Genomic DNA, 14,194 nt, shown 5'->3' on the forward strand with positions numbered 1-14,194 from the left:
CCGAACGGCCCCTTTCTTATTTTTTAGGAAACAGCTCTTTGCGGCGATAGGGCTCGGTTTCCCCCTCTTTACGCGTTTTCAGCAGCTTCAGGATCCAGGTATACTGCGCAAGGTTCGGACGGACAAAAATCTCCACCTCTTCATTCATGCGCCGGGCGATCCTGCTGTCATCCGCGTCAATCAGATCGTCCATCGGCGGGCGAATAAAAATATCCAGCCGGTGGGTTTTACTGTTATACACCGGGAAAAGCGGCACCACGCGGGCGCGACAGACTTTCATCAGGCGGCCAATCGCCGGCAGCGTCGCTTTGTAGGTGGCAAAGAAGTCCACGAACTCGCTGTGCTCGGCGCCGTGATCCTGATCCGGCAGATAGTAGCCCCAGTAGCCCTGGCGTATGGAGCTGATAAAGGGTTTGATGCCGTCATTTCGCGCGTGCATGCGGCCGCCGAAGCGGCGGCGCACGGTATTCCAGACGTAATCGAACAGCGCGTTGCCCTGGTTATGGAACATCGCCGCCATCTTCTGGCCGTCAGCGGCCATCAGCATCGCCGGAATATCCACGGCCCAGCCGTGAGGCACGAGGAAGATAACGTTCTCTTCACGGGCCTTAAGCTCGTCGACGATCTCTTTCCCGTGCCAGTCAACGCGCTGCATCACCTTCTTCGGATCGCGCAGGCCTAATTCCGCCATCAGCACCATTGCCTGCGGCGCGGTAGCGAACATCTCGTCGATGATGGCCTCGCGCTCGGCTTCCGGCAGCTCGGGGAAACAGTAGAGCAAATTAATCTGCGCGCGGCGGCGCGCGCCCTTGCCGAATCGCCCGGCGATGCGCCCAGCCTTGCCTAATAGCGGGTCGCGCAGCGACGGCGGCAATAAGGCAAGCCCTGCAAAAGCGCCAACGCCCAGCCAGGCTCCCCAGTAGCGAGGGTGCCAGAAGGCCTTCTGGAATTCGGGGATAAATTCGCTATGACTTTTTTTTGCTTTTTCCATGCAGGTTCTCAGTACAGCATCAAATCATTGATGTCATGAATTTAGCCGTAGTTTAGCGGGGCAACTGCTGCCAGACAAAAGAAAAAGCCGGCGCCCGGGCGCCGGCTTTCGTTTTATGCGCGTTGTGAAGGATTAATCAAAGCGCAGCTGCGGAACAACTTCACGCACCTGGGCCAGATAATCACGGCGGTCAGAACCGGTCAGCCCTTCGGTACGCGGCAGCTTCGCCGTCAGCGGATTTACGGCCTGCTGGTTAATCCACACCTCATAGTGAAGGTGCGGGCCGGTAGAGCGGCCAGTGTTACCGGAAAGCGCAATGCGGTCGCCGCGCTTCACCTTCTGGCCTGGTTTTACCAGCAGTTTTTTCAGGTGCATATAGCGTGTGGTGTAAGTACGTCCGTGACGGATGGCAACGATAAAGCCCGCCGCGCCGCTACGTTTTGCCATCACCACTTCGCCGTCGCCCACCGACAGCACGGGCGTTCCCTGCGGCATCGCAAAGTCGACGCCTTTATGCGGCGCAATGCGTCCGGTTACCGGGTTAAGGCGACGCGGATTAAAGTTCGAGGAGATACGGAACTGTTTTACCGTCGGGAAACGCATAAAACCTTTCGCCAGGCCCGAGCCGCTGCGATCGTAGAACTTGCCGTCGTCGCCGCGAATCGCGTAATAGTCTTTGCCGCTGCTGCGCAGACGAACGCCCACCAGCTGGCTTTGTTCACGCTTGCCGCCCAGCATTTCCCGGGACATCAGGACCGAGAATTCATCGCCTTTCTTCAGCTTGCGAAAATCCATCTGCCACTGCATCGCTTTGATAACGGAGCTGATTTCAGCGCTGGTCAGGCCTGCGTCCTTCGCGCTGCTGACGAAGCTTGCGCCAACGGTGCCTTTGAGCACGCTGTTGACCCAGTCGCCCTGCTGCATTTCGCTGCTGAGCTTAAAGGTATTGCCGGAACGGTCATAGGTACGGGTTTCGCGGCGGGACATCTCCCAGGTCAGGCGCTGCAGCTCGCCGTCCGCGGTCAGCGTCCAGGAGATCTGCTGGCCGATTTTCAGGTTGCGCAGGTCTTTATCGACGGTGGCCAGCTGGCTGATGTCGCCCATATCGATGCCGTACTGATTCAGAATGCTGCTGAGCGTATCGCCGGTGGAAACGACGTATTCATGAACGCCCGCCTCATCGGAGGTTTTATCGTCCAGCTCATCCTGCGGGAGAGCGTCGTCGCCTTCGTCAAGCGTCGGCTGGTCGATGGGTTCACTGGCTTCCGGCAGCAAAGAGCGGATTTCTTTCTTTTCAAGCTCGATGGTTTTGATGACGGGGCTGGCTTCCGGGTGGTAAACATAGGGCCGCCAGACGGCGACCGCTAAAGTAAGAACCGTGAGCGACCCCAGCATAACGCGATGGGGCCGGGACAGATTGTCAAATGCCAGGGCGACAGAGCGGGCTATCTGTTGCACGTATTCACTTCCTCGTTAATCTCCTTTCAGGCAGCTCGCATACTGATTCGCAAGGCCGGTCAAAAACTGCATATAGCTGTCTTTACCCGGCGCGATACCGATACCCAGCGGATCTAACGAGCCGGAACGGACGTTAGTACCACGGGCGACGGCGTTAATTACCGCTGGCCTGAACTGTGGTTCAGCAAAAACGCAGACCGCTTTATGCTCAACCAACTGTGTTCTGATTTCATGTAAACGCTGCGCACCGGGTTGGATTTCGGGGTTGACGGTAAAGTGGCCAAGCGGCGTTAATCCGTAGTGTTTTTCAAAGTAGCCATAGGCGTCGTGAAAAACGAAATACCCTTTTCCTTTCAAAGGTGCCAGCACGCTACCAAGCTGCTTATCGGTGCTGGATAATCCGGCCTCGAACTTCTGCAGATTGGCGTCAAGTTGGGTTCTATTTTGGGGCATAAGTTCCACTAATTTATCGTGGATTGCAACCGCTGACAGGCGCGCTATCTCAGGCGAGAGCCAGATATGCATGTTGTATTCACCATGATGGTGATCGTCATCACTGTTTTCCGCGGAATGGGCATGTTGCGCATGCTCATGTTCGTCGTCATCGTCGCCTTTCATCAGCAAAGGCTTCACTTCTTTTAACGCCGCAAGCGCCAGCTGTTTTTGCGGCGGCAGCTGGCTGACGGATTTTTGCATGAAGGCTTCCATCTCCGGCCCGACCCAGACGACTAAGCCCGCGCCCTGTAAGCGTTTTACATCAGAAGGCCGCAGCGCATAGTCATGTTCGGAGGCGCCGTCGGGAAGCAAAATTTCGGTAGGGGTCACGCCGTCGGCGATGGCAGAAGCGATAAAGCCCAGCGGCTTGATGGACGCGACCACCGCGGCCTGGGAAGGCTGCACGGCTGCGCCCCAAAGAGCGGCTGAAAAACCAGCGAAAAGAAGTGTGTTTTTATGTAACATAATGCGACTTATCATCGTTGTGAATATGAGAAGTGTGATATTATAACATCCGCTAACTTCTGCAACCCCTGAAATGTCATGACAAATTTAGTTTCACTGGAAAATATCTCCGTCTCGTTCGGGCAGCGCCGCGTGCTGTCTGATATTTCTCTCGATCTAAAACCGGGGCGCATTCTTACTTTGCTGGGGCCGAACGGCGCCGGAAAATCCACCCTGGTGCGCGTAGTGCTGGGGCTGGTAGCACCCGACGCCGGCGTCATCAAGCGCGACCGCGGTTTACGCATCGGCTATGTGCCGCAAAAACTCCATCTTGACGCCACGCTGCCGCTGACGGTCAATCGCTTTATGCGCCTGCGTCCCGGCGTGAAGAAAAGCGATATCCTGCCTGCGCTAAAACGCGTGCAGGCGGCGCATCTTATTGACGCGCCCATGCAAAAACTTTCCGGCGGCGAAAACCAGCGGGTTCTGCTGGCGTGCGCCTTGCTCAACCGTCCGCAGCTGCTGGTGCTTGATGAGCCGACCCAGGGCGTGGACGTCAACGGCCAGCTGGCGCTCTATAACCTGATTGACCAGCTGCGTCACGAGCTGGACTGCGCGGTGCTGATGGTCTCCCACGACCTGCATCTGGTGATGGCGAAAACCGACGACGTGCTGTGCCTGAACCATCACATCTGCTGCTCCGGCACGCCGGAAGTGGTCTCCATGCACCCGGAGTTTATCTCCATGTTCGGCCAGCGCGGCGCTGAACAGCTGGGTATTTATCGCCATCATCATAACCATCGTCACGATCTTACCGGACGCATTATTCTGCGCAGAGGGAATGGCCAGCCATGATTGAACTGTTGTTGCCCGGCTGGTTTGCCGGGATATTGCTTGCCTGCGCCGCGGGTCCGTTGGGGTCGTTCGTCGTCTGGCGCCGGATGTCCTATTTTGGCGATACCCTCTCCCACGCCTCTTTGCTGGGCGTGGCCTTCGGTCTGCTGCTGAACGTGAATCCTTTTTACGCGGTGATCGCCGTCACGCTGGTGCTGGCGCTGGGGCTGGTGTGGCTGGAAAAACGTCCGCACCTGGCGATTGACACCCTGCTGGGCATTATGGCGCACAGCGCCCTGTCGCTCGGTCTGGTGGTGGTCAGCCTGATGGCCAACGTGCGCGTCGATCTGATGGCCTACCTGTTCGGCGATTTGCTCTCGGTTACCCTGCCGGATCTTATCTCTATCGGCCTTGGCGTTGCCGTGGTGGTTGGCGTGCTGTTATGGCAGTGGCGTAATTTGCTGTCGATGACCATCAGCCCGGATCTCGCGCACGTGGACGGCGTCAACCTGCAGCGGGTCAAAATGCTGCTGATGCTGGTGACGGCGCTGACCATTGGCGTCGCCATGAAGTTTGTCGGCGCGCTGATTATCACTTCGCTGTTGATTATTCCGGCGGCGACCGCCAGGCGCTTTGCCCGCACGCCTGAACAGATGGCGGGCTTTGCGGTTATCGTGGGCATGATTGCGGTAACCGGCGGACTGACCTTCTCGGCGTTTTACGATACGCCGGCCGGGCCTTCGGTAGTGCTGTGCGCGGCGGCGCTGTTTACGCTGAGCATGGCGAAGAAGACTGCGGCATAAAAAAAGGCGCCTGAGGCGCCTTTTTTACGGCATCGCCGGAGGCACAATCCCGAAGTGGGTCCAGGCTCTTGGCGTGGCGATGCGCCCGCGCGGGGTGCGCTGCAGGAAGCCCTGCTGGATCAGGAAGGGTTCGAGCACGTCTTCGATGGTTTCACGCTCTTCGCCGATGGCCGCCGCCAGGTTATCCAGCCCGACCGGGCCGCCGAGAAACTTATCGATGACCGCCAGCAGCAGCTTGCGGTCCATATAATCGAACCCTTCCGTATCCACATTGAGCATATCCAGCGCCTGGGAGGCAATGTCGGCGCTGATGGTGCCGTCGTGGCGTACTTCGGCAAAATCACGCACGCGGCGTAATAAACGGTTAGCGATACGCGGCGTACCGCGCGCGCGTCTGGCCACTTCCAGCGCGCCGTCTTCGCTCATCTCAAGCCCCAGCACGGCTGCGCTGCGCCCGACGATGTGCTGCAAATCCGCCACCTGATAAAACTCCAGGCGCTGCACGATGCCGAAACGGTCGCGCAGCGGCGACGTTAAGGAGCCGGCGCGCGTCGTTGCGCCAATCAGGGTGAACGGAGGCAGATCGATTTTGATTGAGCGGGCCGCCGGGCCTTCGCCAATCATAATATCCAGCTGGTAGTCCTCCATCGCCGGATAAAGCACTTCTTCCACCACCGGCGAAAGGCGGTGAATTTCATCGATAAACAGCACGTCGTGCGGCTCGAGGTTGGTCAGCATGGCCGCCAGATCCCCGGCCTTCTCCAGTACCGGGCCGGAAGTGGTGCGCAGATTCACGCCCATTTCATTGGCAACGATGTTGGCGAGCGTGGTTTTACCCAGCCCAGGCGGGCCGAAAATTAACAGATGATCGAGCGCGTCCCCACGCAGTTTCGCCGCCTGGATAAAAATCTCCATCTGCGAGCTGACCTGCGGCTGGCCGACGTAATCCGCCAGAAAGCGCGGGCGGATGGCGCGGTCAATTAATTCATCCGGGTTGATGGTGTCTGGCGATACCAGACGGTCTGCTTCAATCATCCTTTACCTCAAAGTGCGGCGCGGAGGGCTTCGCGGATCAGGGTTTCGCAATCGGCGCCCGCGCGGCCCACTTTACTCACCATACGACTGGCTTCCTGAGGTTTATAGCCCAGGGAAACCAGCGCGGCAACTGCTTCCTGCTCCGCATCGTCCGCGGCGCCGTTATCCGGCGAGCTGAGCACCAGGTCCGCCGCCGGCGTGAACAGATCGCCATGCATGCCCTTGAAGCGGTCCTTCATCTCGACGATTAGGCGCTCGGCGGTTTTCTTGCCTACGCCCGGCAGCTTGACCAGCGAGCCGATCTCTTCGCGCTCTACGGCGTTCACGAACTGCTGCGCGGACATGCCCGAAAGGATAGCCAGCGCAAGCTTGGGCCCAACGCCGTTCACCTTAATCAGCTCGCGGAACAGGGTGCGCTCCTGCTTATTATTGAAACCATACAACAGCTGGGCGTCTTCACGCACCACAAACTGGGTAAACACTACCGCTTCTTTACCGGTTTCCGGCAGTTCGTAGAAGCAGGTCATCGGCATATGGACTTCATACCCTACGCCGCCCACTTCCATTAATACCAGCGGCGGCTGTTTTTCCAGGATGATGCCTCTGAGTCGACCAATCACGTTGTGCTCCTGCGTTTAGCGGTTGTGCCAAAAATTGCGCTTATCATATAAAAAAGGCTGGATACATATCCAGCCTTATCTTCCTGACCCGCGCAGGTTATTTTAATCGTCCCCGCGCCAGATTGAGTCTTGATTCGCTCATCTGCATCGAGTTTTGCGTAACGTGGCAGTGGGTGATGGCGATGGCCAGCGCATCCGCCGCGTCCGCCTGCGGATTGGCGGAAAGCTTCAGCAGGGTGCGCACCATGTGCTGCACCTGGCTTTTCTCCGCGCTTCCGATACCGACCACCGTCTGTTTCACCTGACGGGCGGCGTATTCAAACACCGGCAATTCGTGGTTAACCGCCGCCACGATCGCCGCGCCGCGCGCCTGGCCGAGCTTTAAGGCGGAATCAGCGTTCTTCGCCATAAACACGGATTCGATGGCGAAATAATCCGGCTGGAACTGGGTGATGATTTCGCTCACCCCCGCGTAGATAAGCTTCAGACGCGAGGGCAAGTCGGTGACCTGAGTACGGATACAGCCGCTGCCCAGATAGGTGAGCTGCCGTCCGGCCTGGCGAATCACGCCGTAGCCGGTGACGCGCGATCCCGGATCGATGCCGAGAATAATGGTCATCGCGCGTCTCCCGTAAACACAGGCAAGCTGCCGGACAACGCCATTACAGGGTTGCCGCCACCTCGTCGGAGATCTCACCGTTGTGATAAACCTCCTGCACGTCGTCGCAGTCTTCCAGCATGTCGATAAGGCGCATCAGTTTTGGCGCGGTTTCCGCGTCCATATCCGCTTTGGTGGAAGGGATCATGGAAACTTCTGCCTCATCGGCTTTCAGGCCGGCGGCTTCCAGCGCGTCGCGCACGGCGCCCATCTCTTCCCAGGCGGTGAACACGTCGATTGCGCCGTCATCGTAGGTCACAACGTCATCGGCGCCCGCTTCCAGCGCGGCTTCCATCACCGTGTCCTCGTCCTTGCCCGGGGCATAGGAGATAACGCCTTTTTTGGTGAACAGGTAGGCCACGGAGCCGTCGGTTCCCAGGTTGCCGCCGCATTTATTGAACGCGTGGCGCACTTCCGCCACGGTGCGGTTACGGTTGTCGCTCAGGCACTCAACCATTACGGCTGAACCGCCAGGACCGTAGCCTTCATAAATGATGGTTTCCATGTTGGCGTCTTCATCGCCGCCCACGCCGCGCGCAATCGCCCGGTTTAAGGTGTCGCGCGTCATGTTGTTGGACAACGCTTTATCGATAGCGGCGCGCAGACGCGGGTTAGAACCGGGATCGCCGCCGCCCAGACGGGCTGCGGTGACCAGCTCACGGATAATCTTGGTGAAAATTTTACCGCGCTTGGCATCCTGTGCCGCTTTGCGGTGTTTCGTGTTGGCCCACTTACTATGACCTGCCATAACAATCTCCAAAAGCGCCTTTTTCAGGCGGCATCAATTACAAACTCTTCAATCGCCTGCCGGTTGCTCCATGATTTGGTCATGGACGCCGCCGTTCTGGCGTCGACCCACTTCCAGGCCAGATGCTCCGTAATGGTTATCTGGCGCTCATGAGGCAGCGCAAGACAGAACCAGGATTCCGTATTACGCATGATTCCCGGCGCGTAGCGATGACGCAAATGAGTAAAAATCTCGAACTCCACACAACGCTGACAGTCGACTAAGGCCAGCTGCTCGTGAGCAACATCAATGGCGACCTCTTCCTTTACTTCGCGAAGTGCGGCATGCAGCGCGTTTTCCCCCTCTTCCAGGCTGCCGGTGACCGACTGCCAGAAATCCGGATCGTCGCGCCGCTGTAGCATCAGCACCCGTCCGGTATCCTGCGCGAAAATCACTACCAGTACCGAAACGGGACGCTTAAAGGCCATGTTATTCTTTCTCAGCCTTTTTAATCACCGCCACGCCCAGCTCGGCCAGCGCCTGAGGGTTGGCGAAGCTTGGCGCTTCGGTCATCAGGCACGCCGCGGCGGTGGTTTTCGGGAACGCGATAACATCACGGATGTTGTCGGTGCCGGTCAGCAGCATGGTCAGGCGATCCAGACCGAACGCCAGGCCCGCGTGCGGCGGCGTGCCGTATTTCAGGGCGTCTAACAGGAAGCCGAACTTCTCGCGCTGGTCTTCTTCGTTAATGCCCAGAATGCCGAACACGGTCTGCTGCATCTGGCCGTTGTGGATACGTACGGAACCGCCGCCCACCTCGTAACCGTTGATAACCATGTCGTAGGCGTTAGCCACCGCCGCTTCCGGGTCGGCCGCCAGCTGTTCAGGCGTCATATCTTTCGGCGCGGTGAACGGATGGTGCATCGCCGTCAGGCCGCCTTCGCCGTCGTCTTCAAACATCGGGAAGTCGATAACCCACAGCGGCGCCCAGGCGCTTTCGTCGGTGATTTTCAGATCCTTGCCGATTTTCAGACGCAGCGCGCCCAGCGCGTCGGCAACGACTTTTTTGCTGTCGGCGCCGAAGAAGATCATATCGCCATCCTGCGCGCCGGTGCGGGCGAGGATTTCTTCCACGATGTCGGCGTTCAGGAACTTAGCAACCGGGCTGGTGATGCCTTCGATGTCCTTAGCACGCTCGTTCACCTTGACGTATGCCAGCCCTTTCGCGCCGTAAATTTCAATGAACTTGCCGTAGTCGTCAATCTGTTTACGGCTGATCTGTGCGCCACCCGGCACACGCAGCGCGGCTACGCGGCCTTTGGCGTCGTTGGCCGGGCCGGAGAAGACCTTAAACTCAACGTCTTTTACAAGATCGGCTACGTCCACCAGCTCCATCGGGTTACGCAGGTCCGGCTTATCGGAACCGTAGCGGCGCTCGGCTTCGGCGAAGGTCATCACCGGGAAATCGCCCAGCTCGACGTTCTGCACGTCCAGCCACAGTTTGCGCACCAGCTCTTCCATCACTTCGCGCACCTGCGGCGCCGTCATAAAGGAAGTTTCCACGTCGATCTGGGTAAATTCAGGCTGGCGGTCAGCGCGCAGGTCTTCGTCACGGAAGCATTTAACGATCTGATAGTAGCGATCGAAGCCGGACATCATCAGCAGCTGCTTGAACAGCTGCGGGGACTGCGGCAGCGCGTAGAATTTGCCCTTATGCACGCGGCTCGGCACCAGATAATCACGCGCGCCTTCCGGCGTTGCTTTGGTCAGCATCGGGGTTTCGATATCGAGAAAACCGTGGTCATCCATAAAGCGACGCACGAAGCTTGTGATTTTAGCGCGGGTTTTCAGGCGGTTCGCCATTTCCGGACGGCGCAGGTCCAGATAGCGGAATTTCAGGCGCGCTTCTTCGGTGTTGACGTGGTTGGAGTCAAGCGGCAGCGATTCAGAACGGTTGATGATGGTCAAATCGGTAGCGAAGACTTCCACCGCGCCGGTTGCCATATCTTTGTTGATGTTTTTCTCATCACGCGGGCGCACGGTGCCGGTGATTTGAATGCAGAACTCATTACGCAGTTCAGAGGCAAGCTGGAACGCGTCCTGACGGTCCGGGTCGAAAAACACCTGCACGATGCCTTCGCGATCGCGCATATCAATAAAGATAAGGCTACCGAGGTCACGACGACGATTGACCCAACCACACAGCGTTACTTGTTGTCCCACATGGGATTGATTGAGCTGCCCGCAATATACTGTACGCATGAGATATCCCTTAAATTAGCCGCGCGCTGTTGGTTACCCGCTACTCAGGCAACACGTTGGCAGCTATTTTTGTCTGTCACAACTGGATGAAAAAAGGGGGCTATTATACTGGAAATAATGCCCGGCGATAAGCCCGATACGACCGACTGACGCGTTTCAAAGCGCCTTGTTTCGTCAAAACTCACAAAAATTAACAAAAAGAGTAAACTGCGTAACCTGTGTTCCATCGTAAGGTATCAGCCGCCAACCACTTTTGAACCGGAGTCACTATGTTTGAACTGAACGCTTCCCGCACCGCCCTGGTAGTTATCGATCTGCAGGAAGGTATCCTGCCGTTTGCCGGCGGCCCGCATACCGCTGAGGATGTGGTGGCCCGCGCCGCTAAGCTCGCAGAAAAATTTCGCGCCCAGGGTTCGCCGGTGGTGATGGTGCGCGTGGGCTGGTCAGCAGACTTTGCCGAAGCGCTTAAACAACCGGTAGACCTGCAGCTGCCCGCCCACGCCCTGCCGGATAACTGGTGGCGATACCCGGCCGGGCTTGGCAAACAGGAAAGCGACATCGAAGTCACTAAACGCCAGTGGGGCGCGTTTTACGGCACCGATCTTGAACTGCAGCTGCGCCGCCGCGGCGTCGATACCGTTGTGCTTTGCGGGATCTCAACTAATATCGGCGTTGAGTCCACCGCCCGCAACGCGTGGGAGCTGGGTTTCAACCTGGTGATTGTCGAAGACGCCTGCAGCGCGGCCAGCAGAGAGCAGCACCAGAGCAGCATGACGCATATTTTCCCGCGCATTGCCCGCGTGCGCAGCACCGAGGAGCTTCTCTGCGCATTATGATCTACTTAGGCCTTCCACAGTGGTCGCATCCTAAATGGGTGCGCCTGGGCATCACTTCTTTAGAAGACTACGCTCGCCACTTTAACTGCGTGGAAGGCAACACTACGCTCTACGCGGTCCCCAGCGCGGAAACGGTGTTGCGCTGGCGCGAAATGACCGGCGACGACTTTCGTTTCTGCTTTAAATTTCCGGCCACCATTTCTCACAACGCCGCGCTGCGCCAGTGCGGCGATCTCACCGCTGATTTTTTGTCCCGCATGTCGCCGCTTGCCGACCGCATCGGGCAATACTGGCTGCAGCTGCCCGCCGCCTTCGGGCCGGAAAATTTGCCCGCGCTGTGGAATTTTCTCGACGCCTTGCCGAAGGATTTCACCTACGGCGTCGAGGTCCGCCATCGCGCCTTTTTCGAAAAAGGCGCCGAGGAACAGGCGCTCAACCGCGGCCTGCATGAACGCGGGGTAAATCGCGCGATTCTCGACAGCCGCCCGGTGCACAGCGCGATCCCGGACAGCGAGGCCATCCGCCAGGCGCAGAGTAAAAAACCCAAGCTGCCCGTTCACGCCCTGGTTACCGCCGGCAATCCGCTGGTGCGCTTTATCGGCAGCAACGACATGCAGCAAAACCTGGCCATGTTCGCGGTATGGCTGAAAACCCTGGCGAAGTGGGAAGAAACAACCACGCCTTACCTCTTTTTGCATACGCCCGATATCGGCCAGGCACCGGAAATTGTCCACACGCTCTGGCCTGGCCTGCGGCAGGCTTTCCCTGAGCTTGGCGACGAACCGGCCATTCCGCAGCAAAACTCCCTTTTTTAGGGATAGCGACAGCCCACCGTTTGCACTGCTATTATAGGCGCCGTGCTGTTGACTCTATAGGATGCGAGAATGGTAAGCGCGCTCTACGCCGTGCTGGGTGCAATACTGCTGATTAAGTTTTCCTTTGATGTTGTTCGTATGCGTCTGCAATACCGCGTCTCCTACGGCGACGGCGGTTTTACCGAACTCCAGAGCGCTATTCGCATTCACGGCAACGCGGTGGAATATATTCCCATCGCCCTGCTGCTGCTATTGCTGATGGAAATGAACGGTGCGGAAACCTGGATGGTGCATATCTGCGGCATTCTGCTGATTGCCGGACGCCTGATGCACTACTACGGTTTCCACCACCGACTGATCCGCTGGCGCCGCTCCGGCATGAGCGCCACCTGGTGCTCGCTGTTGCTAATGGTGCTGGCGAATCTCTGGTATATGCCGTGGGAGTTGGTTTTCTCGCTGCATTAACGCAAAATACGCCCCTTTCGAATTTCCGGATTTAACGTTATGTCTGACCGCGATACGCTGTTTTCCGCCCCTATCGACAAACTGGGCGACTGGACCTTTGATGAACGCGTGGCCGAAGTGTTCCCCGATATGATCCAGCGCTCGGTGCCCGGTTATTCCAACATCATTTCGATGATTGGCATGCTGGCCGAACGCTTTGTGATGCCGGGCAGCCAGGTTTATGACCTCGGCTGTTCGCTGGGCGCGGCGACGCTTTCGGTACGTCGTAACGTTCGCCATGACGGCTGCAAAATCATCGCCGTCGACAATTCCCCGGCGATGGTTGAGCGCTGCCGTCGCCATCTCAACGCCTTTAAAGGCCAGACGCCGGTCGAGGTGATTGAGGGCGATATCCGCGATATCGTCATCGAAAACGCCTCGATGGTGGTGCTGAACTTTACGCTGCAATTCCTTGAGCCGGACGACCGCCAGCGGCTGCTGGAGAAAATCCATCAGGGGCTGAATCCGGGCGGCGCGCTGGTGCTGTCGGAGAAATTCAGCTTTGAAGACCGGGAAGTGGGCGAGCTGTTATTCAACATGCATCACGATTTCAAGCGCGCCAACGGCTACAGCGAGCTGGAGATCAGCCAGAAGCGCAGCATGCTGGAAAACGTTATGCTCACCGACTCCGTGGAAACCCATAAAAAACGCCTGAAAAAAGCCGGCTTCGATCACGCAGAGCTGTGGTTCCAGTGCTTTAACTTTGGCTCGTTAGTCGCTTTGAAAGCAGGAATCCCGGCATGATTGACTTTGGTAACTTTTATCAGCTTATCGCCAAAAGCCCGCTTGCTCCGTGGCTGGAAACGCTGCCCGCGCAAATCGCCACCTGGCAGCGCGAAAACCTGCACGGCCAGTTCAGGCACTGGTACAACACGGTTGAATACCTGCCGGAACTTACGCCGCATCGTCTTGACCTGCTGCACAGCGTCACCGCCGAATCGCAGGCGCCGCTAAGCGAAGGCCAGCGGCTGGGGATTGAAAAGCTTCTGCGCAACCTGATGCCGTGGCGCAAAGGTCCGTACTCCCTCTACGGCGTGGATATCGACACCGAATGGCGTTCCGATCTGAAATGGGATCGCGTACTGCCGCATATTTCTCCGCTTGCCGGGCGCACCATTCTGGACGTCGGCTGCGGCAGCGGCTATCACCTGTGGCGCATGGTTGGCGCCGGCGCACAGCTGGCGGTAGGCATCGACCCGATGCAGCTGTTCGTCTGCCAGTTTGAAGCCGTGCGTAAGCTGCTTGGCAACGACCAGCGCGCCCACGTGCTGCCTTTGGGTATCGAGCAGCTTCCGGAGCTGAAAATCTTCGATACCGTCTTCTCGATGGGCGTACTTTATCATCGCCGCTCGCCGCTGGACCACCTTTACCAGCTGAAAAACCAGCTGGTTAAAGAGGGCGAACTGGTGCTGGAAACCCTGGTGGTGGAAGGGGATGAAAATACCGTGCTGGTGCCGGGCGAGCGCTACGCGCAGATGCGCAACGTGTATTACATTCCTTCCGCGCCGGCGCTGAAAAACTGGCTGGAGAAGTGCGGCTTCGTGGACGTGCGCATCGTCGACCACTGCTACACCACCAGCGAAGAGCAGCGCCGTACCGGCTGGCTGACCACCGAATCGCTGGCCGATTTCCTCGACCCGAACGACAGCACGAAGACTATCGAAGGCTACCCTGCCCCGCTGCGCGCGGTGCTGGTAGCGCGTAAGCCCTAG

Annotated in this window: 16 protein-coding genes; 7 read left to right on the forward strand and 9 right to left on the reverse strand. The window is 58.1% G+C overall.

Annotated elements, in window-relative coordinates; all coding sequences use genetic code 11:
* Positions 1–16 precede the first annotated feature (16 nt).
* The 3 genes from lpxM to znuA all read right to left on the reverse strand — a co-directional run bounded on the left by lpxM (position 17) and on the right by znuA (position 3,409).
* Positions 17–991 (reverse strand): lauroyl-Kdo(2)-lipid IV(A) myristoyltransferase, encoded by a 975-nt coding sequence (gene lpxM / locus WLO32_RS12285; protein WP_435945393.1) that lies wholly within the window; start codon positions 989–991, stop codon positions 17–19.
* Between the two features lie 132 nt (positions 992–1,123).
* Positions 1,124–2,449 carry a murein DD-endopeptidase MepM gene (mepM, locus tag WLO32_RS12290; protein ID WP_435945394.1) on the reverse strand — a complete coding sequence of 442 codons (1,326 nt, stop codon included), beginning with the start codon at positions 2,447–2,449 and terminating at the stop codon, positions 1,124–1,126.
* 15 nt (positions 2,450–2,464) lie between these two features.
* On the reverse strand, positions 2,465–3,409 hold the full coding sequence (znuA, locus tag WLO32_RS12295) for a zinc ABC transporter substrate-binding protein ZnuA (protein ID WP_435945395.1): 945 nt from the start codon (positions 3,407–3,409) through the stop codon (positions 2,465–2,467).
* A 78-nt stretch (positions 3,410–3,487) separates the two neighbouring features.
* Between znuA and znuC the strand changes: the two genes are divergently transcribed.
* Both znuC and znuB read left to right on the forward strand, forming a co-directional pair.
* On the forward strand, positions 3,488–4,243 hold the full coding sequence (znuC, locus tag WLO32_RS12300) for a zinc ABC transporter ATP-binding protein ZnuC (RefSeq protein WP_435945396.1): 756 nt from the start codon (positions 3,488–3,490) through the stop codon (positions 4,241–4,243).
* Positions 4,240–5,025: a zinc ABC transporter permease subunit ZnuB gene (znuB, locus tag WLO32_RS12305; protein WP_435945397.1), complete on the forward strand. Its 786-nt coding sequence runs from the start codon at positions 4,240–4,242 to the stop codon at positions 5,023–5,025. Before znuC ends, znuB begins: the two co-directional genes overlap by 4 nt.
* A gap of 24 nt (positions 5,026–5,049) precedes the next feature.
* On the opposite strand, the gene ruvB is transcribed toward znuB, so the two are convergent.
* From ruvB to aspS, 6 genes are all read right to left on the reverse strand, one after another.
* Positions 5,050–6,060 carry a Holliday junction branch migration DNA helicase RuvB gene (gene ruvB / locus WLO32_RS12310; RefSeq protein ID WP_435945398.1) on the reverse strand — a complete coding sequence of 337 codons (1,011 nt, stop codon included), beginning with the start codon at positions 6,058–6,060 and terminating at the stop codon, positions 5,050–5,052.
* Between the two features lie 8 nt (positions 6,061–6,068).
* A complete protein-coding gene (ruvA, locus tag WLO32_RS12315) occupies positions 6,069–6,680 on the reverse strand; it encodes a Holliday junction branch migration protein RuvA (protein WP_435945399.1) in 612 nt (203 codons plus the stop codon).
* Between the two features lie 97 nt (positions 6,681–6,777).
* Entirely contained in the window at positions 6,778–7,299 is a 522-nt protein-coding gene (gene ruvC, locus WLO32_RS12320) for a crossover junction endodeoxyribonuclease RuvC (RefSeq protein ID WP_435945400.1), read from the reverse strand.
* A gap of 43 nt (positions 7,300–7,342) precedes the next feature.
* Entirely contained in the window at positions 7,343–8,086 is a 744-nt protein-coding gene (locus tag WLO32_RS12325; RefSeq protein WP_435945401.1) for a YebC/PmpR family DNA-binding transcriptional regulator, read from the reverse strand.
* Positions 8,087–8,109: 23 nt separating this feature from the next.
* The gene (gene nudB / locus WLO32_RS12330) at positions 8,110–8,553 is read right to left on the reverse strand and encodes a dihydroneopterin triphosphate diphosphatase (protein ID WP_435945402.1); all 444 of its coding nucleotides are present in this window, start codon (positions 8,551–8,553) and stop codon (positions 8,110–8,112) included.
* Position 8,554: 1 nt separating this feature from the next.
* Positions 8,555–10,327, reverse strand: coding sequence for an aspartate--tRNA ligase (gene aspS / locus WLO32_RS12335; RefSeq protein ID WP_435945403.1), 1,773 nt, complete (start codon positions 10,325–10,327; stop codon positions 8,555–8,557).
* A gap of 269 nt (positions 10,328–10,596) precedes the next feature.
* Between aspS and WLO32_RS12340 the strand changes: the two genes are divergently transcribed.
* The 5 genes from WLO32_RS12340 to cmoB all read left to right on the forward strand — a co-directional run bounded on the left by WLO32_RS12340 (position 10,597) and on the right by cmoB (position 14,194).
* A complete protein-coding gene (locus tag WLO32_RS12340) occupies positions 10,597–11,163 on the forward strand; it encodes a hydrolase (protein ID WP_435945404.1) in 567 nt (188 codons plus the stop codon).
* On the forward strand, positions 11,160–11,978 hold the full coding sequence (locus WLO32_RS12345) for a DUF72 domain-containing protein (RefSeq protein WP_435945405.1): 819 nt from the start codon (positions 11,160–11,162) through the stop codon (positions 11,976–11,978). The genes WLO32_RS12340 and WLO32_RS12345 overlap by 4 nt, the downstream gene beginning before the upstream one ends.
* A gap of 69 nt (positions 11,979–12,047) precedes the next feature.
* Positions 12,048–12,443, forward strand: coding sequence for an MAPEG family protein (locus WLO32_RS12350; protein WP_435945406.1), 396 nt, complete (start codon positions 12,048–12,050; stop codon positions 12,441–12,443).
* A gap of 39 nt (positions 12,444–12,482) precedes the next feature.
* Positions 12,483–13,226: a carboxy-S-adenosyl-L-methionine synthase CmoA gene (cmoA, locus tag WLO32_RS12355; RefSeq protein ID WP_435945407.1), complete on the forward strand. Its 744-nt coding sequence runs from the start codon at positions 12,483–12,485 to the stop codon at positions 13,224–13,226.
* Positions 13,223–14,194: a tRNA 5-methoxyuridine(34)/uridine 5-oxyacetic acid(34) synthase CmoB gene (gene cmoB / locus WLO32_RS12360; RefSeq protein WP_435945408.1), complete on the forward strand. Its 972-nt coding sequence runs from the start codon at positions 13,223–13,225 to the stop codon at positions 14,192–14,194. The genes cmoA and cmoB overlap by 4 nt, the downstream gene beginning before the upstream one ends.

This window comes from Dryocola mayonis (assembly GCF_051307045.1).
Classification (GTDB): Bacteria; Pseudomonadota; Gammaproteobacteria; order Enterobacterales; family Enterobacteriaceae; genus Dryocola.

Excerpts from the sequence above, each read along its gene's own strand:
- cmoA (WP_435945407.1), top strand. The coding sequence starts at position 12,483 with ATGTCTGACCGCGATACGCTGTTTTCCGCCCCTATCGACAAACTGGGC.
- WLO32_RS12340 (WP_435945404.1), top strand. The coding sequence starts at position 10,597 with ATGTTTGAACTGAACGCTTCCCGCACCGCCCTGGTAGTTATCGATCTG.
- znuC (WP_435945396.1), top strand. The coding sequence starts at position 3,488 with ATGACAAATTTAGTTTCACTGGAAAATATCTCCGTCTCGTTCGGGCAG.
- WLO32_RS12345 (WP_435945405.1), top strand. The coding sequence starts at position 11,160 with ATGATCTACTTAGGCCTTCCACAGTGGTCGCATCCTAAATGGGTGCGC.
- lpxM (WP_435945393.1), bottom strand. The coding sequence starts at position 991 with ATGGAAAAAGCAAAAAAAAGTCATAGCGAATTTATCCCCGAATTCCAG.
- ruvB (WP_435945398.1), bottom strand. The coding sequence starts at position 6,060 with ATGATTGAAGCAGACCGTCTGGTATCGCCAGACACCATCAACCCGGAT.
- znuB (WP_435945397.1), top strand. The coding sequence starts at position 4,240 with ATGATTGAACTGTTGTTGCCCGGCTGGTTTGCCGGGATATTGCTTGCC.
- znuA (WP_435945395.1), bottom strand. The coding sequence starts at position 3,409 with ATGTTACATAAAAACACACTTCTTTTCGCTGGTTTTTCAGCCGCTCTT.
- WLO32_RS12325 (WP_435945401.1), bottom strand. The coding sequence starts at position 8,086 with ATGGCAGGTCATAGTAAGTGGGCCAACACGAAACACCGCAAAGCGGCA.
- nudB (WP_435945402.1), bottom strand. The coding sequence starts at position 8,553 with ATGGCCTTTAAGCGTCCCGTTTCGGTACTGGTAGTGATTTTCGCGCAG.
- ruvC (WP_435945400.1), bottom strand. The coding sequence starts at position 7,299 with ATGACCATTATTCTCGGCATCGATCCGGGATCGCGCGTCACCGGCTAC.
- cmoB (WP_435945408.1), top strand. The coding sequence starts at position 13,223 with ATGATTGACTTTGGTAACTTTTATCAGCTTATCGCCAAAAGCCCGCTT.
- aspS (WP_435945403.1), bottom strand. The coding sequence starts at position 10,327 with ATGCGTACAGTATATTGCGGGCAGCTCAATCAATCCCATGTGGGACAA.
- WLO32_RS12350 (WP_435945406.1), top strand. The coding sequence starts at position 12,048 with ATGGTAAGCGCGCTCTACGCCGTGCTGGGTGCAATACTGCTGATTAAG.